Source organism: Sphingomonas sp. GlSt437 (assembly GCF_048015635.2).
Classification (GTDB): Bacteria; Pseudomonadota; Alphaproteobacteria; order Sphingomonadales; family Sphingomonadaceae; genus Sphingomonas.
Window position 1 is genome coordinate 510,659 of the sequence record NZ_JBPGYA010000001.1, and the last position, 20,775, is coordinate 531,433.

Sequence of the window (20,775 nt, forward strand, 5' to 3'; positions counted from 1 at the left end):
CCTTAATTCACAACCTCAAATCTGTGCCATTGGCGCTGACGCCGGACACAGCGCACGCGGACATAGACGCGCCCCGTCTCCGACGAACTGGGGAACACGATCATCCGCACCCCGTTCGAGAACACGACTTTCTCGGAGCCGAAATCGCCCAGCTTTTCGCGCGAGGTAACCGTGCCCGGTGCGCCGAGCGGCGGCAGCTTGCTGAAATCGACTTTGGTCAGCGCCTTGCGTGCGCCGGCAAGCCCGCTGACATCGGCCGACAGCACGGCCGCCAGTCGCTGGCCAGCCGTCGCATCGGGCGCGTGGAGGTTGATCACGGCATGCGTCGCCGTGCCGACAAACACCCGCCGCGTCGACGCGAGGATGGCATCGGGGTTGAACATGCCGGCCTTTTCCGCTGCCGCCAGCACGTCGTACGAGCCTTGCGCGGTCGTCACCGTTTCGCGAATATCGAGCGCCTCGATCAGATCATCGGCCTGCTTGGCCCCCGCTTCGGCGGCCTGGGTGGCGACCTGGTTCTTCATCGCCGCGTCGAGCTCGGCAAGTTCGCGATCGATTTCGGCCTGGGTGGCTGGCGCGGCGGCCGCATCGGCGATCACCGCGCGCACATCCTTCACCGCTTTTTCCCAATCATCGCCCGCCGGCACCACATCGACGAAGGTCCCGTTCGCCGAGCGCGCCTCGTCATTGAGCTGCACGCTTGCCTGCAGGAAGCTGCCGCCGCTCCGCGCTCGCGATTCGAGCCGGCGATTGATCACGCGCAGCGCCACCTGATCGACCAGCCTTTTCTGGTTGAAGATGATCGTGTCGTTGTTGAACTGCCACGGCCGCAGCACCGCCCAGGTGATGAGCGTCGGGATGCTGGGCTCGACGATCACGCGCGTCGCCGGCTGGCTGGGATCGGGCTTGCCGAAATCGGGGTCGGCGGGCTTGGGGTCGTTGCGCACCCAGCCCGAGAAATTCTTGATTACCAGCTGCTCGGCGACCGCCGGATCGATATCGCCGGAGACGATCACCACGGTGCGTTCGGGCCGGTACCAATGGTCGTGGAACGCCTTCACCGTTTCGGCGGTCGCCGCCTCCAGCGTCTTGATGTTGCCGATGGGTGACCGATCGGCGAGCGGCTGGCCCGCGAAAAACGTCGCGCGGACGGCATCCCCAAAGCGCACTTGCGCGCCCGGTGCTTCGCGCTGCTCGGCCAGCACCACCGGGCGCTCGGCGGTGACTGCCTGCGGCGTGATCGCAGGGCTTTCCATCATGCCCGACATGATGTGCAGGCTCTCGTCGAGCCCCGATTCGGTGGCGCTCGGCAAGTCGAGCTTGAAGAAGGTCTGGGTCGGTGTCGTTTGCGCGTTGGTGTCCGAGCCGAAGGTCGTCCCCATGCGCTGCCAGACGCGCTTCGCCTCGCCATCGGGCACATAGGCCGAGCCACGGAAGGTGAGATGCTCGATGAAATGCGCGAAGCCGCGCTCCGATTCGGTTTCGTACAGCGAGCCCGCATCGACGCGCACGCGCACCGCGACTTGCCCCGGCGGCACGCCATTGCGGCGCACCGCATAGCGCAGGCCATTGGGCAAGGTGCCGAAATGCCAATCGGGGTCCTGCGGGATGTCGCTGCCATTGTAGAGCCAGGGCGACCGATCGACGGCCGCGGGCGTGGCCGCAGCCGCCGGCACTGTTTTCGGCGCGCCATGCCCGGCTGAGGACTTGCTCGGCGCTGCCCAGCCTTGCCCGGTGGGCACCAGGAGCAGCGCGAAAGCGGTTGCGATGACGGGATAAGCGGCGGCGCGGGGCAAAGCGAACATCCCGCCACCCTAGCCGCGCCCGACCGCTTTCGCCAGCGTCCGCATGTGCCCCAATCGGGCACGCACGACCCTTGAATTGCCATTATTTTGACCAAAGTAATGATTAGCAAGTTTGACAGTCCAGGGTTCGCGCCGTTCAGTTGACCTATCGATAGCGGCGCGGACAATCAGCGGTCAGGTGGAGCGATTTCAACGTGATGAACGACCCGATTACTCGCGTGAAAGGCGCTGGCCCCGGGGCAGCGACTCACGCGGGAACGGCATCGGGCCATCAGACGCGGATCCCCGATATCACGGTAATCTCCGGCGCTCCGCCCGCCGATGCGCCGATGCAGGCCGAGCGCGGCCGGCCGCTGATCATCCGCATCGGCAAGGCGCTACGCGGGCTGTTCGATCGGCTGATCGGCTCGTCGTCGCTGGTGCCGACCGACCCGGTGCTCGACGTACGCGATTTCCCCTGGACACAAGTGTTGCGCGACCATTGGCAGGCAATCCGCGAAGAAGCGATGACGGTCGCGATGGTCGGCGACAATGCGCCGTCGCTCGCCACCATCTCGCCCGATCATCGCTCGATCGCCGAGGTCAACAAGTGGAAGTCGTTCTTCCTCTATGGCTATGGCTATGCGATCGAAGAGAATATGGCGCAGTGCCCGGTCACAGCGCGCCTCATCCGCAACATTCCGGGCCTGAACAGCGCCTTTTTCTCGATCCTTGAGCCCGGCACCCACATCCCCGATCATCGCGGCGTTACCAAGGGGCTGATCACCTGCCATCTCGGCCTGATCGTGCCGCGCGACGGCGATGTGCGCATGCGCGTGCATGATCGCATCGTCCGCTGGGCGGAAGGCGAGACCTTGGTGTTCGACGATACCTATCGCCACGAGGTTTGGAACGAGACCGGCGGCACTCGCGTCGTGCTGCTCATCCAGTTCGAGCGGCCGCTGCGCCAGCCGGGCAAATTCTTCGCCGATTTCTTCATGGGCTTCGTCCGCCGCTCGGCCTTCGTCCAGGAAGCACGCGACAATATCCTGAGCTGGAACGCGGCGCTGAAACAGCTGGATGGGTGATCCTGCTCGATTGCTCAAAACAATATTCGTCACCCCGGCCTTGAGCCGGGGTCCCGCTATTTTACTTGACGGGGCGAGAAGCGGGACCCCGGGTCAAGCCCGGGGTGACGCGACCTTGTTAGTCGACTGTTACCAACGCCACGCTTGATCGCGCCCGCAATCACCCCCAAATGGCGGCCATGCTGATCGAAACCGAAACCACGCCCAACCCCGCGACGCTGAAGTTCCTGCCCGGCCGCACCGTGATGGACAGCGGCACGCGCGACTTCACCAGCCCGGAGGCTGCCGAAGCCTCGCCGCTCGCCGCCGCGTTGTTCGGGCTGGGCGACGTGACCGGCGTGTTCTTCGGGCGCGACTTCGTCTCGGTCACGGCCGGGCCGGGTACCGATTGGGCGACGCTCAAGACCGATGTGATCGGCGTGCTGCTCGATCATTTCAGCGCCAACATGCCGTTATTCGCCGCCGCAGCCGAAGGCGCGCCGGACGATACGCCGCTGTTCGCCGAGAACCCCGAAGACGCCGACATCGTCGACCAGATCAAAGATCTGATCGCCACTCGCGTTCGCCCGGCGGTGAACGGCGATGGCGGCGACATCATCTACCGCGGTTTCGACCAGGGCAAAGTCTATCTCACCATGCAGGGCGCGTGCGCGGGCTGCCCGTCCTCGACCGCGACGCTCAAGAACGGCATCGAGCAGTTGCTGCGCTATTACGTCCCCGAAGTCACCGAAGTCCGCGCCGTCTAACCCGATCCGAAAGGCTGGCCCATGAGCGAGAAGCTGTCCGATGCGGCGCTCGATACCATTTTCCGCACCGCGCGTTCCTATAACGGCTATACCGACCAGCCGGTCAGCGAGGCCGAGCTTCGCGCCATCTGGGACCTGATGAAATGGGGGCCGACCTCGGCCAATCAGCTGCCCGCGCGGCTCGTCTGGTGTACCAGCGCTGACGCCAAGGATCGCCTCGCCGCGTGCGCCAGCGCCGCCAATGCGCCCAAGATCAAGCAGGCGCCCGTCACCGTCATCATCGGCATGGACGAGGAATTTCACGAATACCTCCCCGAATTCTTCCCGCACGCCGATGCCAAGTCGTGGTTCGCCCACAGCATCGAAGCGCGGCGGGTGTCAGCGCTGCGCAATTCGTCGCTGCAGGGTGCGTACCTCATCATCGCGGCGCGCGCGCTGGGGCTCGATGTCGGGCCGATGTCGGGCTTCGACCATGCCAAGGTCGACGCCGCCTTCTTCGCCGACACGCCCAACATCAAGTCGAATTTCATCGCGACCCTGGGCCATGGCGACCCCGCCTCGATCTTCGATCGCTTGCCGCGCCCTGAATTTGAGCGCTTCAATCATATTCTCTAAAGCCCTCTCCCCATTGGGGAGAGGGTTGGGAGAGGGGTTGGGCAAAGCGGCACGGTCGGTGACCCTCACCTCCCCTCTCCCCAACCCTCTCCCCGACGGGGAGAGGGAGCAATGACCCGCACGCTGGTCATCGATACCACCACTGCCGCGTGCTCGGTCGCGCTGATCGATGGCGCCGACGTCATTGCCCGCGCGCATGAAGAGGTCGGTCGCGGCCATGCCGAGCGGCTGCTGCCGATGATCGCCGCGCTGCCCGACGGGGGCCGTGCGCCACGCATTCTGGTCGATTGCGGGCCGGGCAGCTTTACCGGCGTCCGGGTCGGCCTCGCCGCCGCGCGCGGGCTGGCGCTCGGCTGGGGCGCGAGGCTTTCCGGCTATTCGAGCACCAGTCTGCTCGCTGCGGCGACCTTTGCCGCGCACCCGACCTTCGCCCAGCTTGCCGTGGTGCTGGAAGGTGGGCATGGCGAGGTCTTCATGCAGAGCTTCACCGCCGCCCCTTTCGCCGCCGCCGACGCGCTCGCCTCGCGCCGGCCCGATGCTGCGCTGGCGGCGCTTGGTGGGCGGGTCGCGGTCGGCAATGGCGTCCGGCACTTGCGCGCGCTCGATCCGCAGATCGACGCCCTAGATCAGCTCCCCGATGCCGCCGATGCGCGGCTGCTGCCACCCGATTTCACGATGCTCGCGCCGTCGCCGATCTACGGCCGCGCGCCCGACGCCAAAACCCTGGCGGAACGCGGCCTCAGCCAATGAGCAGCGCGGTCACGCTCGTCGAGCTACGCCGCGGCACCACTGCCGATCTCCCCACCGTCGACAGCATCATGCGCGAGGCGTTCGACCCGCGTTATGGCGAGGCATGGACGCGCGGCCAATGCTTGGGGATCATGGCAATGCCCGGCGTCTGGCTGACCATGGCGAGCATCGACGGCGTAAGTGTCGGCTTTGCGCTGTCACGACTGTTGGTCGATGAAGTCGAGTTGCTGCTGCTGGCGACGCGTCCGGCGCGGCGGCGGTGTGGTATAGGCCGTGCATTGGTGGCATCGGTGATCGATACCGCGCGCGAACAGCATGCCTCGCGCGTCCACCTCGAAGTAAGATCGGGCAATGATGCCATCAAGCTTTACGCCGCGACCGGCTTCCACAAGGTCGGCGAACGGCGCGATTACTATCGCGGTGCCAACGGTCAATTATTTGATGCAATGACATTTTCTCGCCAGATCGCCTGACAAGTGGCGGCGCTCGCAAATTAAAGCTTGCTCCAAAATGGATATAGTATGATAGGGGGCGCATGGCGCCGCCGCGCCTGTTTATAGTATTGAGGATAAATATGGATAATCAAAACGAACTTCAGGAGACGTTGATCACGCTGACCGCAGACATCGTCGCTGCGCATGTGAGCAATAACAGCGTCGCGGTTTCGGACCTGCCGACGCTGATCAGCAATGTTCACACCGCGTTGTCGGGGCTGGGTACGCCGGTTGCGGAGCCTGAAGTGAAGCAGGAGCCGGCGGTTTCTGTGCGCGCGTCGATCAAGCCCGACTATATCGTCTGCCTGGAAGACGGTAAGAAGTTGAAGATGCTGAAGCGCCACTTGATGACGCATTACAACCTGACGCCGGAGCAATATCGCGCCAAGTGGAACCTCCCGGCCGATTATCCGATGGTTGCGCCCAATTACGCCGAACAGCGCCGCAGCCTGGCCAAGAAGATCGGCCTCGGCACCAAGCGCCGTCGCGCCCGCTGAACCCGTGCCGTCGCGCCCCGCCAGCCGCTCGCGCGCGGCGGGGCGCGATGCCTTTCCGATTGCGCCGCCAGTGGCTAAGTAGGCGCCATGGGACGTAAGATCGATCTAGAGGCGCTGTGCCACGAGCGCGGCCTGCGCATTACCGACCAGCGCCGCGTCATCGCGCGCGTACTTTCCGACGCCGACGACCATCCCGATGTCGAGAAAGTTTATGAGCGGGCGTCTGCCATCGACCCCGGCATCTCGATCGCGACCGTCTACCGCACCGTCCGCCTGTTCGAGGAAGCCGGCATTCTCGACCGCCACGATTTCGGCGATGGCCGCTCACGCTATGAGCCCGCGCCCGAAGCGCATCACGATCATCTGATCGATGTCGAAACCGGCAAGGTGATCGAATTCGTCGATCCCGAGCTCGAACAATTGCAGAAGATGATTGCCGAACGGCTCGGCTTCCGCCTCGTCGACCACCGCATGGAGCTGTACGGCGTTGCGCTTGACCGCAAGACCTGACGCCGCCGGCTGGGCACGGCTCGTCGGCCGCGCGCTGCTGTTGGTCCTGGCGGTCGCGATTTGCCTGGTGCCGCATGCGCTGTGGCAGCTCTTCCGCCTCCCCTCGCCCTGGCCGAAATGGTTCATGGTGATGGTGACGCGCATCTGCGGCGTGCGGCGGGTGAGCGTGGGCGTGCCGCTGAAGCGCGACGTGTTCTTCGTCGCCAACCATTTGAGCTGGCTAGATATTCCGGTAATCGCCAGCGCCAACGGTACCGCTTTCATCGCCAAGGAAGAGCTGTCGCGCGCGCCCGTCATCGGCTGGCTGGCGCGGCAGAACCGCACGGTTTTCGTCAGCCGGGCCGACCGGATGGGTGTGGCCGAGCAGATCAACCAGCTGCGCGACGCGCTGGCCGAAGCCTGGGCCGTCACGATTTTCCCCGAAGGCACGACGACCGACGGGCAATCGCTGCTGCCCTTCAAGCCAAGCCTGCTCGCCGTGCTCGATCCCCCGCCGCCGGGCATCATGGTCCAGCCGGTGGTGCTCGATTATGGCAAGGTTGCCCAGGAAATCGCCTGGGTCGGCATCGAGGAAGGGCAGGATAACGCCGTGCGCGTGCTGAGCCGCAAGGGCAGTTTCCGCGTCGCGGTGCATTTCCTCGAGCCGTTCAACCCGCGCGATTATCCCGGGCGCAAGGCGATCAACGCCGAAGCGCGCCGCCGCATCGAGGATGCGCTGGTCGCGATCCGCGGGCGTCCGCTCCGCCCCTTCCCCGGCCATGATGTGCTGGCGACGGTGCCGCCTGGGGTAGCGTATGAGGGGGCGGAATGACGAGGTTACGGGCGCTTGCCATTATACCGCTATTGGCCTTGCTTGGCGGATGTAATGGCCAACCCTTTCCCGACGTCTCCGGCACCTATCGTAACCCCTGTTGCGCGACCTTGACTGTTCGAAACGGCGAAATCGAAACGCCGACCAGAACGATCAGCTTCACCCTCGATCGTGACAAAATCGGCGTGATCCTCTTGCCCGACAAATATGTTGGCGTGTTGCAAGGCCAGGGGCTCGACATCGATTCAAGCAAATATCCAATGTTGATCCGGTACGCTGACGACGCCGGAAAACCCACGCTCGTTCTTACCGGTCCAGACGGGGACTTCATCTTCGAGCGTGATCGCTGATCCGCGTGCGCAGCGGCTCATCGGCCATTTTACGCGAGGCCCCCACCCCGCTATAGCGCCCGCCAAATGACCAAGCCCTTGCCCAAGACCTTTGCCGTCAAGTCGTTCGGCTGCCAGATGAACGTCTATGACGGTGACCGCATGGCCGAGCTGATGGCCGCGCAAGGCATGGCGGCGACTGATGACGTCTATGCCGCCGATCTCGTCATCCTCAACACCTGCCACATCCGCGAGAAAGCGACCGAGAAGGTCTATTCGGACATCGGCCGGCTGAAAAAGCACGGGGCGAACCCGATGATCGCGATCGCCGGCTGTGTGGCGCAGGCCGAGGGCGAGGAGGTCGTCGCGCGCGCCAGGGTCGACGTCGTCGTCGGTCCGCAAGCCTATCACAACCTGCCCGATCTCGTCGCGCGCGCGGCACGGGGAGAGGCCGCGCTCGATACCGACATGCCCGCCGAGCTCAAGTTCGGCCACCTCCCCGCCCGCCGCCGCGTGCCGCCTTCGGCGTTCCTGACCGTGCAGGAAGGCTGCGACAAATTCTGCACTTATTGTGTCGTGCCCTACACGCGCGGGGCGGAAGTCTCGCGGCCGTGGGGCGAGATTGTCGATGAAGCCAAGGCGCTGGTCGACGCCGGCGCGCGCGAGATCACGTTGCTCGGCCAGAACGTCAACGCGTGGACGGGTGAGGACGCCAAGGGCCGCGCCGGCGGGCTCGGCGACCTGATCCGCGCGCTCGCAGAGATCAAGGGGCTCGCGCGGCTGCGCTACACTACCAGCCACCCCAACGACATGGCCGACGACCTGATCCGCGCGCATGCCGAAGTCGAGAAGCTGATGCCGTTCCTCCATCTGCCGGTGCAGGCGGGCAATGACCGCGTGCTCAAGGCGATGAACCGGAGCCACAGCCGCGACAGCTACCTCCGCCTGCTCGACCGCATCCGCGCCGCGCGGCCCGACATCGCGCTCTCGGGCGACTTCATCGTCGGCTTCCCCGGCGAAACCGAGGCCGAATTCCAGGACACGCTGAGCCTGATCGACGCAGTCGGCTATGCGCAGGCGTTCAGCTTCAAATATTCGCCCCGCCCCGGCACCCCCGCCGCGACGATGGCCGATCAAGTGGCCCCGGCGGTGATGGACGATCGCCTCCAGCGCCTGCAAGCCGCGATCAACCGCGATCAGGCCGCTTTCAACGCCGCGACCATCGGCAAGAGCTGCGCCATCCTGATCGAGCGCGACGGCAAGCACCCCGGCCAGAAGATCGGCAAATCACCCTGGCTGCAATCGGTGGTGATCGAGGGTGATTATGCGTTGGGCAAAATGGTCGAGGTGACGATCACCGGCGCCGGGCCGAATTCGTTGACGGGCTTAGCGGCCTGAGCGATCATCGTTTCCCTCTGTCATCACACTGTCGTATCTGGCATCTTATTTCTTAGGCATCGAAAAAAATGAAATTCGGCCTAGAGCATTAGCTACATTCCAATAATGTTAGATCTTTCTATGAGAATATTCAACATTGTCAGTATAGCGTTTTGCTTTATATGCGCCGCATTCCTTTGGAAGCCTTTAATGCTTGCAATAAAAATGGGCGGAGCCCCCACCGTCAGAAAAAATGATTGGCCCGACCGAATTGCAAAGTTTACCGGGGCAATTATTGTTATAGGTATTATTCTTACGATCCGCTATTTTAGAAATTAGCATGACTGATATGTCCAATGGTAATTTTAAGCCCCTAGAATTTTTGGAATAGCAGCGTTACCGTCCCTTCGCGGCCCTCAATGCCGCCCCCGCACAGGAGCCGCATGAGCCGCAAGCCCGTACCCGCCCGCGCCGGCGATCGCAGCCGCACTGAACTCACTTTCGATCGGCCGCAGCTGATGGCGCAGCTGTTCGGCGAATTCGACCAGAATCTGCTGCTGATCGAGAACCGGCTGGGCGTCTACATCACCGCGCGCGGCAACAAGGTGGGGCTCGAGGGATCGGCCGAATCGGTCGCGGCAGCGCGCGATGTGCTGAGCGGCCTTTACAACCGCATCGTCCGCGGCGAAGTGGTCGATACCGGGCTGATCGAGGCGGTCATCACCATGTCGGCCGAACCGACGCTCGACGGCATCATCCGCGCCGAAAGCGGCGCGTCGCCGTCGATCATGATCCGCACGCGCAAGAAGACGATCGTGCCGCGCACGGTGGCGCAGGCGCATTATATGCGTGAGCTGCTCAACCACGACATCATCTTCGCGCTGGGGCCGGCGGGTACCGGCAAGACTTATATCGCCGTCGCGCAAGCCGTCGCGCAGTTGATCACCGGCAGCATCCAGCGGCTGATCCTGTCGCGCCCGGCAGTCGAGGCGGGCGAGAAGCTCGGCTTCCTGCCCGGCGACATGAAGGAGAAAGTCGATCCCTATCTCCGCCCGCTCTACGACGCGCTCAACGATTGCCTGCCCGCCGAGCAGGTCGAGCGGCGCATCGCCAGCGGCGAGATCGAAATCGCGCCGATCGCTTTCATGCGCGGCCGCACGCTGGCCGACGCGTTCATCATCCTTGACGAGGCGCAGAATACCACGCCTGCACAAATGAAGATGTTCCTCACTCGCTTCGGCGAGAACAGCCGCATGGTGGTGTGCGGCGACCCCAAGCAGACCGACTTGCCCGGCGGCATCAATGCCAGCGGCCTGAACGACGCGGTCGGCCGGCTGGAAGGCGTCGAGGGCCTCTCCATCTGCCGCTTCGGCGCCGGCGACGTGGTGCGCCACCCGATCGTGGGCCGCATCGTCGAGGCGTATGAGGGGAAGGATGCTTGAGGTCGCGGTCGCGATTGAGCCGGTATGGCCCGAGCCCCATTGGGAAGCGCTAGCCGACCGCGCCGTCCGCGCAGCGATCGCGGCGACATCACAAGGCAAATGGCTCACCGCCGCCTTCACCGCCGAAATCTCGATCCGGCTGACCGACGATGCCGAGGTGCAGGCGCTCAACCGCGATTACCGGCAGAAGGACAAGCCGACCAATGTGCTCTCCTTCCCGATGATCCAGCCCGACCTGCTCGATGCGGTCGCCAATACCGATGCCAACGCTTGCGCCGCAAGCGACGCGGGGGGCGAAGTGCTGGTCGGCGACATCGTCCTGGCCCGCGAAACCTGCGCGCGCGAGGCGGCGGAAAAAGGCGTGACCATCACCGATCATGCCACGCATTTGATCGTGCACGGCACTTTGCATCTGCTAGGATATGACCATATCGATGAGGGGGAAGCCGAGGCGATGGAAGCGGTTGAGCGCGAGGTGCTCGCATCGCTGGGCATTGCCGACCCCTATGCCATGATAGAGGATTGACGTTCTTCCATGCCCGAGGGCCCCAGTAGCAGCCGCCCCCCGCTTTCCGTTCACGAGCCGGCGCCCGGCGAAGGCGGGTTATGGCGCGGCATCAAGTCGCTAATCTTCGGCGACGAAGGCGACGAATCGCTGCGCGCGCAGATCGAGGAAGCGATCGACGCGCATGAGGACGACCCGGCGCCCGACGCCAAGGGCGACCTCTCGCCGCTCGAGCGCCAGATGCTGCGCAACCTGCTCCATTTCGGCGAGCGCGATGCAGGCGATGTCGGCGTGCCGCGCGCCGACATCATCGCGGTCGAGGAGCAGACGAGCTTTGCCGATCTGGTGCAGCTGTTTGCGGACGCAGGGCACAGCCGCCTCCCCGTCTATCGCGAGACGCTCGATCAGATCATCGGCATGGTCCATCTCAAGGACGTGTTCGCGATCCTGGCGACCGGCGCGGCGCCGCCCGCCTCGATCGCCGATCTGATTCGCCAGCCGCTCTACGTGCCGATGTCGCGCGGCACGCTCGATCTGCTGGCCGACATGCGCCACAAGCGCGTCCACCTCGCGATCGTGCTCGACGAATATTCGGGCACCGAAGGGCTGGTGACGATCGAGGACCTGATCGAGGAAATCACCGGCGCGATCGAGGACGAGCATGACGAGGCGCCGCAAGCGTTGATCGTCGCGGTCGACGAGGGGTTGTGGGAAGCCGATGGCCGCGCCGAACTGAAGGACATCGCCACCGCGATCGACCCGCGCCTCGCCGAAACCGATGACGATATCGATACGATCGGCGGGCTGACCGCGGTGCTGGCGGGCCAGGTGCCCGACGCCGGCCAGTGCATCAGCCATCCCTCGGGTTGGACGATCGAGGTAACGCAGGCCGACCCGCGCCGCGTGCTCCGGGTGCGGCTGCATCCGCCGGCTAGGGCCGATAGTGCAGGAGAATAAGCGGTGAGAAGAAACCCTGGCGAACTTGGCGATTGGCTTTACCTCATCAACTCCGCACGTCATCCCCGCGTAGGCGGGGATCCATTGGCGTTGCATGGAGTAAGGTCATAGCCGCCAAGGTCTGGCAGAATGGATTCCTGCCTTAGCGGGAATGACGGTGTTCAACTCAAGCTAGACAGTCGCTAAGGTAGCCTCATGCGCAAATATGGTCTCCCCTTCCTCGTCATCCTTGTCTTCGTCCTGGGCGGGCTGTGGTTCTGGGCGAGCCGCCCCGATGTCGCGAAGCTGCCCTTCGAGGCAGTGACGGGCACGCACCCGGTGATCGGCGAGCCGCGCGCGCAGGTTTATCCGACGATCAACGTCGCGAAGGCGGTGGGCTGGTCGCAGGGCGGCATGCCGACGGCGGCGGCGGGGCTGAAGGTCAATGCCTTTGCCAGCGGGCTCGATCATCCGCGCTGGCTCTATCGCTTGCCCAATGGTGATGTGCTGGTCGCCGAGACCAACTCGCCGCCGCGCCATGTGCCCGGCATTCAGGGCTTTGTCGAAAGCTGGCTGATGAAGGAAGCCGGCGCCGCCGTCCCCTCGGCCAACCGCATCACGCTGCTGCGCGACACCAATGGCGATGGCGTGGCTGACGTGAAGACGCCGCTGATCACCGGCCTCAACTCGCCGCTCGGCATGGCGCTGGTGGGCGACATGCTCTACATCGCCGATACCGACGCGCTGGTCCGCGTGCCATACAAGACCGGCGACACCCACATCACCGCCAAGCCCGAAGTCGTGGCGCGCTACCCCGGCGGCGGCCAGCATTGGGCGCGGGGGCTGAGCGCATCGGCGGACGGCAAGTCGCTATTCGTCTCGATCGGCTCGTCGACCAACATTGCCGATGACGGCATCGATGCCGAGGCCAACCGCGCCTGCATCATGGAAGTCGACCTCACCCGCAAAACCTCGCGCATCTATGCGAGCGGCCTGCGCAACCCGCAGGGCATGGTGATCGACCCCAAGACCCAGCGGCTTTGGACGGTGGTCAACGAGCGCGACATGCTCGGTTCCGACCTCGCGCCCGATTATCTAACCGCAGTCGAGCTCGGCGATTATTTCGGTTGGCCCTACAGCTATTGGGGCGGCTATGCCGACAAGCGCGTCCAGCCCGAGCGGCCCGACTTGCTGCAATATGCCAAGCGGCCCGACTTTGCGCTGGGCGCCCATGCCGCGCCGCTGGGGCTGGCGCTTGCCGCGGATGCCAAACTCGGCGGCGCGTTCGGCTATGGCGTGTTTGTCGGCGAGCATGGCTCGTGGAACCGCGTGCCGGCCTCGGGCTACAAGGTGGTCTATGTGCCGTTCGGCGATAATGGATTCCCGGCCAAGGACGCCAAGCCCGTGGATGTGCTGACCGGCTTCCTGAACAAAGACGGCAAGGCGCAGGGTCGCCCGGTCGGCGTCATCACCAATGCCGGCGGCGCGCTGCTGGTGGCGGATGACGTTGGCAACATGATCTGGCGAGTCAGCGCGGGAAGCGCAGGATGACGGTTCTGGTGCTGGGTACGGTACGGGTACCGCCTGACAAAGTCGCCGCGGCGCGCGACGCCATGGCGGCGATGGTCAACGCCAGCCGCGCCGAACCGGGCTGCATCGGCTACAGCTATGCCGAGGACGTGTTGGAACCAGGGCTGATTCATGTCGTCGAGGCGTGGGCGAGCGACGAAGCCCTCGCCGCCCATTTCCAGATGCCGCACATGGCGCAATGGCGCGCGGTTTGGCCGACTTTGGGCATTACCGACCGGAATTTGACGCGTTATAACGCCGAAGAAGCTGGCGCGGTTTAGGTCGCGAAGATCATCGTGTCGTCGGCAAAGGCCTTGAATTCGAGCGCGTTGCCGCTGGGATCGGTGAAGAACATCGTCGCCTGCTCGCCAGGCTGGCCCTTGAAGCGAATGTGCGGCGCGATGCCGAAGGTGACGCCGGCGGCGGCCAACCGATCGGCGAGCGCCTGCCAGTCCGCCAGCGTCAGCACGACGCCGAAATGCGGGACGGGCACGTCATGGCCGTCGACCGGGTTGGTATGGGAGGCGGGGCGCGCGGCGGGATCGAGATGCGCGACGATTTGGTGGCCGTAGAGATCGAAATCGACCCAATCGGCGGCGCTGCGCCCCTCGCGGCACCCGAGCAGCCCGCCGTAAAAGGCGCGGGCAGCGGTGAGGTCGTGGACGGGAAAGGCGAGATGGAACGGGCGGATGGTCATAAGATCGCCATAGCAGTTTCCGGAAATTCGTCACCCCGGACTTGTTCCGGGGTCCGCGCTTGCGCATAGCGCCAAGCGGCTGGAACAAGCGGAGGCGTGGATGCCGGAACAAGCCCGGCATGGCGGCGGGACCATCAGCATCGCGATCGCCCTTTTTAGGTGCCGTCCCGCGCTGACGTCGCTAGCCCTCGGGATGGTCGCGGCGGCCGGTTTCGCGCCGCTCAACCTGTGGCCGTTGACGCTGCTCGCCTTCGCCTCGTGGCTCGCGCTGGTCCATGCTGCACCGAGCTTGCGCGCCGCCCTGCTCCTTGGCGGGGCCTTCGGCTGGGGGCATCTCGGCGCGGCCAATCTGTGGATCGCGCAGGCCTTCACGTATCAGGACGTGATGCCGCATTGGCTAGGCGTGCCAGCAGTCGCACTCGCCAGCCTGTATCTGGCGCTCTATCCGATGGCGACGGCGGGTCTACTGTGGCGTTTCGGGCGCGGTGCGCGGCCCGATCTTGGCCCCGATCTTGGCTATGCGCTTGCCGCCAGCGCCGCGTGGACCGCCACCGAATGGGCGCGCGGCACGTTGCTCACCGGCTATCCCTGGCCGCCGCTCGCGACGATCTGGCTGCCGCTGCTGGGCGTGGCGTGGACGGCGAAATGGGTTGGCACTTATGCGCTCTCGGGCCTGACCGTCGCCACAGCGGCGACGTTGATCCCGGCGGCGCGCGGGCAGTGGCGCGCCGCTGCAGCGGCAGGTGCCGCAATCGTGCTGCTCGCGCTAACCGGCATCGGCGGCCGCATCGAAGCACCCGCGGCGCCCAACGCCCCGCGCCTGCGCATCGTCCAGCCCGATCTCGATCAGGAGCAGCGACCGCGCGACGATTATCCCGAAGCAAATCTCCGCGCGCTACAAGCGCTCGGCGGCAAGCCGGGAACGGCGCCCCGGCTCGTTCTCTGGCCCGAAGGCGCGCTGCGCTATCTCGTTGAGCCCGGCGCGCCGCCATATTATTATTGGCAAGCCGATGCCGGCCAGATCCGCGCCCGCATCGCCGCGCCGCTCGGGCCGCGCGACATCGTGCTCACCGGCGGCGACTCGATCGGCTTCGCGGCCGACGGCAGGATCAACCGCGCCGCCAACGCCATTTTCGCGGTCGACGCGCACGGTCGGCTGCTCGCGCGCTACGACAAGGCGCATCTGGTGCCGTTTGGCGAATATCTGCCGTGGCGGCCGGTCTTGTCGCTCATCGGCATCGAACGCCTGGTCCCCGGCGATTTTGACTACACCCCCGGCCCCGGCCCGCGCACCATCGCCCTGCCCGGCTTCGGCCCGGTCGGCATGCTGGTGTGCTATGAAGTCGTGTTTTCAGGCCACATCATCGACCCCGCGCACCGACCCGCACTGATTTTCAACCCCTCCAACGATAGCTGGTTCGCCCAAGCCGGGCCGGAACAGCATCTGGCGCAAGCGAGGCTGCGCGCGATCGAGGAGGGCATCCCTATCGCCCGCGCCACGCCCACCGGTGTCTCGGCGATCATCGATGCCGATGGCCGCCTCGTCGCCAAGACCGAGTGGAACCACCCCGGCGCGATCGAGGTACCCATCCCGCCTGCGCACCCGCCAACCCTGTTCGCCCGCGCCGGCAATTGGCTGGCGCTCGCTGTCACGCTGCTGCTCGCCGCCACGGCTGTTGCCATTCGCCGCCGAGCGCGATAGGGCGCATATAACAAATCCTTTATATCAGCTTCGGAAGCGGATTTCCGAACCATCAGAGGACTTTCGATGCGCTCCAACTATCTCTTCACCTCCGAATCGGTTTCGGAAGGCCATCCCGACAAGGTTGCCGACCAGATTTCGGATGCGGTCGTCGATCTGTTCCTGTCGCGCGATCCGGTCGCGCGCGTGGCCTGCGAGACGATGGTGACGACGCAGCGCATCGTGCTGGCGGGTGAAGTCCGCTGCAACCCGGATACCTTCCCGACGCTCGACGAGATCGAGCGTGCCGCGCGCGATACGGTGAAGCGCATCGGCTATGAGCAGCACGGCTTCCACTGGCAGACCGCCGATTTCGCCTGCCACCTGCACGGCCAGTCCGCCCACATCGCGCAAGGCGTCGACGAAGCCGGCAACAAGGATGAAGGCGCCGGCGACCAGGGTATCATGTTCGGCTTCGCTTGCGATGAGACGCCCGATCTGATGCCGGCGACGCTCTATTACTCGCATCGCATCCTCGAGCGCATGGCCGCCGATCGCCACGCCCGCACCGTCGATTTCCTCGAGCCCGACGCCAAGAGCCAGGTGACGCTCAAGTTCGAAAATGGCGTGCCGACCGGCGCGACCGCGCTCGTCGTCTCGACCCAGCACACCAAGGATTTGTCGAACGATGCCGGGCAGAAGCGCCTGCGCGATTATGTGATGGCGGTGTTCGATGAAATTCTGCCTAATGGCTGGATGCCCGAAGACCTCTCCAAAGTGTACGTCAACCCGACTGGCCTGTTCGAAATCGGCGGGCCTGATGGCGACGCGGGGCTCACCGGTCGCAAGATCATCGTCGACACTTATGGCGGCGCGGCCCCGCATGGCGGCGGCGCGTTCAGCGGCAAGGACCCGACCAAGGTCGATCGCTCGGCTGCCTATATCAGCCGCTATCTCGCCAAGAATATCGTCGCGGCGGGTCTCGCCAAGAAGTGCACGATCCAGCTGAGCTACGCGATCGGCATTGCCGAGCCGCTGTCGCTCTATGTCGACACGCACGGCACCGGCACGGTCGAGGAAGCGAAGATCGAAGCGGTGCTGCCCAAGCTCGTCCGCCTGACCCCCAAGGGCATCCGCACCCACCTCGGCATGAACAAGCCGATCTACCAGCCGACCGCGGCGTACGGCCATTTCGGCCGCAAGGCCGAAGGCGATCTGTTCAGCTGGGAAAAGACCGACCTGGCGGATGCGCTGAAAGCGGAGTTGGCGTAAGGCGGGGGTGGGGAATTCTTCCGTTTAAGACTAATATTTGTTGTAACGGAAAGAATTAATGGCAACCGTCTCCACCAGATCATCTGGCGGAGGGTGAGCTGTGCGGGCATGGTGGCTATTGTTGGCGATGGTGATTTTGTCGCCAACAAACGGCTTTGCCCAGCCGCCGCAAGAGCTGCCTCAGCTGCCCGCCGACCAACCTTATCGTCACAAGCACAGCGGCCTTGTCGTGCCCCCCGTGATCGACGGCTTACGTCGGCTGAGAGTGGCTGGCTGGGAGCCTGATCAGCTCGATGACGCCGTTGAGTTTGGTCCTGCAAACCAAAGCGAAGTCCTCACGGTTTATGTGTTCCGCAAGGTTTCGGGGTCGGTTCCGGTTTGGTTTGATCGGATGCGCTGGCAAATCGAGCATCGCGAGATCTATGGCGGCGTCGATCCGCTGCCGATGTCGCCAGCCATTGCACCACCTGGCGTCGACGTCGCGAGCGGCCTGATCATGGCCTACGCCACGCATAAGGGTCCATATCGCAGCACAGGCTTGGTGCTGTTGCCTTTGGGCGATTGGTATGTGGGCTTACGCTATTCGTCCACAACGATCGAGCCAGCGCAAATGGCGGATCATCTGCGAACCGTGGTGCAGACGGTGCACTGGCCTCACAAGGCTGGCAAAGCAGAGCCGGCGGCGTTAATTGAAGAATGCACGGCACCGCTTGCCCTAAATGGCGAGGCAAAGCCGCTCCCTGCTGGAGAGTCTCAATCGCTATGGAGTGCACTGATGGCGAGCGAGGCGAAGGAACAGCTCAAGAGCGATCAAAAATCCGCCAAACCCGCGCATTGGTGCCGTGATCTGGCCGGGAGCGCCGGGATCAACCCTGCGTCCGCTGTCTACCGGGCGGATGGTGACCGCAACTCCTTCATCATCGCATTAAATGATGCTGGCCGGGCCGTCGCAGTCTTTCCCAGCCCGTTCGCCACGTTGATCGGCGACAAAAAACAGCGTTCGGAGATCGAATTAATCGGTGTTGCGCGAACGCTGAATTACACCTCGTTCGATGCGCTGCCGACCCCCGCTCAGGCATTTGAGGTCTTTCAGGCCGGTCACCCAACCTCCAGTTCATCGACGTGGGGCAAAAACAGATCGATAACGCTCAATAAATCACCAACAAAATAATTTAATGACTTACCGACTGTTCCGGGCTGGCATTATCAACTCTGCCGATCCGCAAGCTTGCACTCCGATATCGAGTAGGCTTAGCCGCGCACAAATGAACGACCCCACCACTATCCGCCGCCTCTACGGCCGTCGCGCGGGGCACAAGCTGCGCATCGGCCAAGCGGCGTTGATCAAGGCGATGCTGCCGGAAGTCGCGGTGCCGGACGAGGGGCCACTCGATGCGGCTCGGCTGTTCGGGGCGGACCGCCCTCTGCACTTCGAGATCGGCTTTGGCGGCGGTGAGCATCTTGCCTGGCAGGCAGCACAGAATCCCGACACCGGTTTTATCGGCTGCGAGCCGTTCCTGAACGGCGTCGTCAGCGCGCTGAACCATATCCGTGACGGCGCCATCGGCAACGTCCGCCTCCACATGGGCGACGCGCTCGACGTGCTCGAACGCCTTCCCGATGCCTCGCTCGACCGCGTCTATCTTCTCCACCCCGATCCTTGGCCCAAGGCGCGCCACGCCAAGCGGCGGATGGTCAATCCTGGACCGCTCGATCTGATTGCCGCCAAGCTCAAGCCCGGCGCCGAGTTTCGCCTGGGCACCGACGACCCGACCTATTGTCGTTGGTCGATGATGGTGATGAACGGCCGCCGCGATTTCGTGTGGCAAGCACAAACCGCCGCTGATTTCCTCACGCGCCCCGCCGATTGGCCGCAGACGCGCTATGAAGCCAAGGCGCGCCGGCACGGGCATGAAGTGTGGTATTTTCGGTACCAGCGCGTTTGAATACATCCGGCGAGTGCGGCTCCATTTCCGTGTCTTGCGCGCGGCAATTCACATCCATTACGGACTTATCCGTCCGCAAAGCGCATATTGGTGCTGCTAGGTCGTTCTTGTGTCACACGGGAGCGGCGTTGTGCGAGTCAATTATGTCTGTCGGCGTTGCACCAGCGCGCAAGTAACGCGCGACGGCTGGATGGAGTGGGATATTCGCCGCCAGCGCTGGGTGATTGCGCAATTATTCGACACGGCATGGTGTCATAGTTGCCCGGCGGCGACCAGCTTGGTCGAATATGTGTCCGATCCCACGCCCCCGTCTGCAAATAATCACTAGAATTGGCTAGAAGCCAGTCGCGCTTCCTTCAAAGCCGAGCCGGGTGATGCCGGCGCGCTTCACCGTCGCGAGCGTATCCGCAAACGCTTCGTAGCGGGTCGTCGCATCGGTGTGGATGCGGAGTTCGGCGCGGGGATCGCGTGCTAGTGCCGTCAATCGTCCGCTGAGCGCTGCGCCGGCCAGCGTCGCGCCATCGAGCGTCACTCGCCCAGCCGCGTCAATCCGCAGCTCATGGATTTGCTGCTCCGCCTTTGGCACCGGACCGGCCTGTGGGAGCGGTACCGGGATTTCGTGTTGAGCGACGGGAATGATGATGATGAACATCACCAGCAGCACCAGCATCACGTCGATCAGCGGTGTGGTGTTGATGCCGCTGATCGGCTGACCGAGATCGGCCGGCGGGGCGTAAGCGAAGCGCGAGCGGGCAGTGGCATGCGGCATGGCGAGCTCCCTAATCCTAAGAATGTGATATCATCACATTCTTAGGGCGTCGTCAAATTTGGCCGATACCGGGCTATTTCCGCTGGCGGCTGTGGTAGCGAGCAGAGCGGCTCTACGGCAGCGCGTTCCGATAAGTGCTTTTCTTCGGCCCGGTATTTGGTGTGGCAATCGCCGCACGCCTTGCCGACCAGCGCGAATTGCGCCTGCACGCCGGCGGTGTCGCCGGCCTTGGCCAGCTCGGCAAGCTTGGTCGACTGTGCCACGAGCGCATCGGCCGAGGCCTGGAAGCCAGCGCGATCGCTCCACACGCTGGGCAAGGCATCACCGCCGGCACTGCCGGGCGGGAACATCGCTGGAATAGCGCGGCCCCAGGCGCCAATTGCGCTTGCCGGCAACACCAATGTCTTCACATCATCGCCGCGCGCCAGCGCCGCCTTGATGCTGAGGAATGCCGCGAGCTGCAGGCGGAAGCCGGCCCGGCGCGCCTGGATAACGGGAGCATGCTCGGCGGCGATCGCCCCCGGCGGGGGCGGCTGCGCGACCGTCGCGGCAGCGATCAGCGAGGCAGCGGCACCGGCAAAGGCAAGCGAGGACAAGCGCATGGCGTAAAACTCCGCGAGGGACGACCCGAACAGGCTATGCCGAGCGCGGCGCGCGTGCAAGCCGGCGCGGTCGACGCCGCCGCCGCCGCCGCCGCATTAACGCTCGCCCGCAAGCACGGGTTAACCGCAAGCGCGTACAATGCGCGTCATGCCGTTCGCCAAGCTCTTCCGCAGCCGCTGGTCCGCGCTCTTCTGGGCCGGCGGGATGCTGTGGTTCGCTTATGACGTGGCGTCTAGCGCACCGCCGCCGGCGCCCGCCAACGCCGGCACCGAGGCTGGCACGGATGCAACCGGCGAGCCCGTATCGAGCGACGATCTCAACACCCTCGCCCATTTCGGCGACCGCTGAGCCGGT

The 20,775-nt window shown here is 64.6% G+C and carries 24 protein-coding genes; 20 read left to right on the forward strand and 4 right to left on the reverse strand.

The genetic code is table 11. The annotated features are described in order from the left end of the window. Nucleotides 1-2 precede the first annotated feature (2 nt). Nucleotides 3-1,805, reverse strand: coding sequence for a M16 family metallopeptidase (locus tag ACLB0R_RS02730; RefSeq protein ID WP_416641816.1), 1,803 nt, complete (start codon nt 1,803-1,805; stop codon nt 3-5). Nucleotides 1,806-2,002: 197 nt separating this feature from the next. Here ACLB0R_RS02730 and ACLB0R_RS02735 point away from each other — a divergent pair, with 197 nt between their 5' ends. The 15 genes from ACLB0R_RS02735 (at nt 2,003) to ACLB0R_RS02805 (ending at nt 13,734) form a co-directional block, all read left to right on the forward strand. Further along, on the forward strand, nt 2,003-2,872 hold the full coding sequence (locus tag ACLB0R_RS02735) for an aspartyl/asparaginyl beta-hydroxylase domain-containing protein (protein WP_416641817.1): 870 nt from the start codon (nt 2,003-2,005) through the stop codon (nt 2,870-2,872). Nucleotides 2,873-3,051: 179 nt separating this feature from the next. Beyond that, nucleotides 3,052-3,618 carry a NifU family protein gene (locus tag ACLB0R_RS02740; RefSeq protein ID WP_416643080.1) on the forward strand — a complete coding sequence of 189 codons (567 nt, stop codon included), beginning with the start codon at nt 3,052-3,054 and terminating at the stop codon, nt 3,616-3,618. 21 nt (nt 3,619-3,639) lie between these two features. Next, entirely contained in the window at nt 3,640-4,233 is a 594-nt protein-coding gene (locus ACLB0R_RS02745) for a malonic semialdehyde reductase (RefSeq protein WP_416641818.1), read from the forward strand. Between the two features lie 111 nt (nt 4,234-4,344). Then, on the forward strand, nt 4,345-4,983 hold the full coding sequence (tsaB, locus tag ACLB0R_RS02750; RefSeq protein ID WP_416641819.1) for a tRNA (adenosine(37)-N6)-threonylcarbamoyltransferase complex dimerization subunit type 1 TsaB: 639 nt from the start codon (nt 4,345-4,347) through the stop codon (nt 4,981-4,983). Then, nucleotides 4,980-5,456, forward strand: a complete 477-nt coding sequence (locus tag ACLB0R_RS02755) for a GNAT family N-acetyltransferase (protein WP_416641820.1) — start codon at nt 4,980-4,982, stop codon at nt 5,454-5,456. The genes tsaB and ACLB0R_RS02755 overlap by 4 nt, the downstream gene beginning before the upstream one ends. 101 nt (nt 5,457-5,557) lie before the next feature. Continuing rightward, on the forward strand, nt 5,558-5,974 hold the full coding sequence (locus ACLB0R_RS02760; protein WP_416641821.1) for a MucR family transcriptional regulator: 417 nt from the start codon (nt 5,558-5,560) through the stop codon (nt 5,972-5,974). A gap of 87 nt (nt 5,975-6,061) precedes the next feature. Beyond that, nucleotides 6,062-6,484 carry a Fur family transcriptional regulator gene (locus ACLB0R_RS02765; RefSeq protein WP_416641822.1) on the forward strand — a complete coding sequence of 141 codons (423 nt, stop codon included), beginning with the start codon at nt 6,062-6,064 and terminating at the stop codon, nt 6,482-6,484. Further along, complete coding sequence (locus ACLB0R_RS02770; RefSeq protein ID WP_416641823.1) at nt 6,468-7,295, forward strand: lysophospholipid acyltransferase family protein; 828 nt, start codon at nt 6,468-6,470, stop codon at nt 7,293-7,295. The genes ACLB0R_RS02765 and ACLB0R_RS02770 overlap by 17 nt, the downstream gene beginning before the upstream one ends. 32 nt (nt 7,296-7,327) lie before the next feature. Further along, on the forward strand, nt 7,328-7,645 hold the full coding sequence (locus tag ACLB0R_RS02775; RefSeq protein ID WP_434953689.1) for a hypothetical protein: 318 nt from the start codon (nt 7,328-7,330) through the stop codon (nt 7,643-7,645). A 66-nt stretch (nt 7,646-7,711) separates the two neighbouring features. Then, nucleotides 7,712-9,022: a tRNA (N6-isopentenyl adenosine(37)-C2)-methylthiotransferase MiaB gene (miaB, locus tag ACLB0R_RS02780; RefSeq protein ID WP_416641825.1), complete on the forward strand. Its 1,311-nt coding sequence runs from the start codon at nt 7,712-7,714 to the stop codon at nt 9,020-9,022. A 422-nt stretch (nt 9,023-9,444) separates the two neighbouring features. Continuing rightward, nucleotides 9,445-10,443: a PhoH family protein gene (locus ACLB0R_RS02785; RefSeq protein ID WP_416641826.1), complete on the forward strand. Its 999-nt coding sequence runs from the start codon at nt 9,445-9,447 to the stop codon at nt 10,441-10,443. Beyond that, nucleotides 10,436-10,969, forward strand: a complete 534-nt coding sequence (gene ybeY, locus ACLB0R_RS02790; RefSeq protein ID WP_416641827.1) for an rRNA maturation RNase YbeY — start codon at nt 10,436-10,438, stop codon at nt 10,967-10,969. The genes ACLB0R_RS02785 and ybeY overlap by 8 nt, the downstream gene beginning before the upstream one ends. Nucleotides 10,970-10,978: 9 nt before the next feature. After that, nucleotides 10,979-11,905: a hemolysin family protein gene (locus ACLB0R_RS02795; protein ID WP_416641828.1), complete on the forward strand. Its 927-nt coding sequence runs from the start codon at nt 10,979-10,981 to the stop codon at nt 11,903-11,905. 195 nt (nt 11,906-12,100) lie between these two features. Further along, entirely contained in the window at nt 12,101-13,435 is a 1,335-nt protein-coding gene (locus ACLB0R_RS02800) for a PQQ-dependent sugar dehydrogenase (RefSeq protein WP_416641829.1), read from the forward strand. Beyond that, on the forward strand, nt 13,432-13,734 hold the full coding sequence (locus ACLB0R_RS02805) for a putative quinol monooxygenase (protein WP_416641830.1): 303 nt from the start codon (nt 13,432-13,434) through the stop codon (nt 13,732-13,734). Before ACLB0R_RS02800 ends, ACLB0R_RS02805 begins: the two co-directional genes overlap by 4 nt. On the opposite strand, the gene ACLB0R_RS02810 is transcribed toward ACLB0R_RS02805, so the two are convergent. Beyond that, nucleotides 13,731-14,150, reverse strand: coding sequence for a VOC family protein (locus ACLB0R_RS02810; protein WP_416641831.1), 420 nt, complete (start codon nt 14,148-14,150; stop codon nt 13,731-13,733). The two genes, ACLB0R_RS02805 and ACLB0R_RS02810, sit on opposite strands and share 4 nt — an antisense overlap. A 193-nt stretch (nt 14,151-14,343) precedes the next feature. On the opposite strand from ACLB0R_RS02810, the gene lnt reads away from it, so the two are divergent. The 4 genes from lnt (at nt 14,344) to trmB (ending at nt 19,049) form a co-directional block, all read left to right on the forward strand. Beyond that, on the forward strand, nt 14,344-15,852 hold the full coding sequence (gene lnt, locus ACLB0R_RS02815; RefSeq protein ID WP_416641832.1) for an apolipoprotein N-acyltransferase: 1,509 nt from the start codon (nt 14,344-14,346) through the stop codon (nt 15,850-15,852). Between the two features lie 66 nt (nt 15,853-15,918). Further along, nucleotides 15,919-17,103, forward strand: a complete 1,185-nt coding sequence (metK, locus tag ACLB0R_RS02820) for a methionine adenosyltransferase (RefSeq protein ID WP_416641833.1) — start codon at nt 15,919-15,921, stop codon at nt 17,101-17,103. 121 nt (nt 17,104-17,224) lie between these two features. Further along, entirely contained in the window at nt 17,225-18,274 is a 1,050-nt protein-coding gene (locus ACLB0R_RS02825) for a hypothetical protein (RefSeq protein ID WP_416641834.1), read from the forward strand. A 94-nt stretch (nt 18,275-18,368) separates the two neighbouring features. After that, nucleotides 18,369-19,049 (forward strand): tRNA (guanosine(46)-N7)-methyltransferase TrmB, encoded by a 681-nt coding sequence (gene trmB, locus ACLB0R_RS02830; RefSeq protein WP_416641835.1) that lies wholly within the window; start codon nt 18,369-18,371, stop codon nt 19,047-19,049. 334 nt (nt 19,050-19,383) lie between these two features. Here trmB and ACLB0R_RS02835 read toward each other — a convergent pair whose 3' ends face one another. Next, nucleotides 19,384-19,818, reverse strand: coding sequence for an ExbD/TolR family protein (locus ACLB0R_RS02835; protein WP_416641836.1), 435 nt, complete (start codon nt 19,816-19,818; stop codon nt 19,384-19,386). A 41-nt stretch (nt 19,819-19,859) separates the two neighbouring features. Next, the gene (locus tag ACLB0R_RS02840) at nt 19,860-20,420 is read right to left on the reverse strand and encodes a c-type cytochrome (protein WP_416641837.1); all 561 of its coding nucleotides are present in this window, start codon (nt 20,418-20,420) and stop codon (nt 19,860-19,862) included. A gap of 139 nt (nt 20,421-20,559) precedes the next feature. Between ACLB0R_RS02840 and ACLB0R_RS02845 the strand changes: the two genes are divergently transcribed. Further along, nucleotides 20,560-20,769 (forward strand): hypothetical protein, encoded by a 210-nt coding sequence (locus ACLB0R_RS02845; RefSeq protein ID WP_416641838.1) that lies wholly within the window; start codon nt 20,560-20,562, stop codon nt 20,767-20,769. Nucleotides 20,770-20,775: the final 6 nt, after the last annotated feature.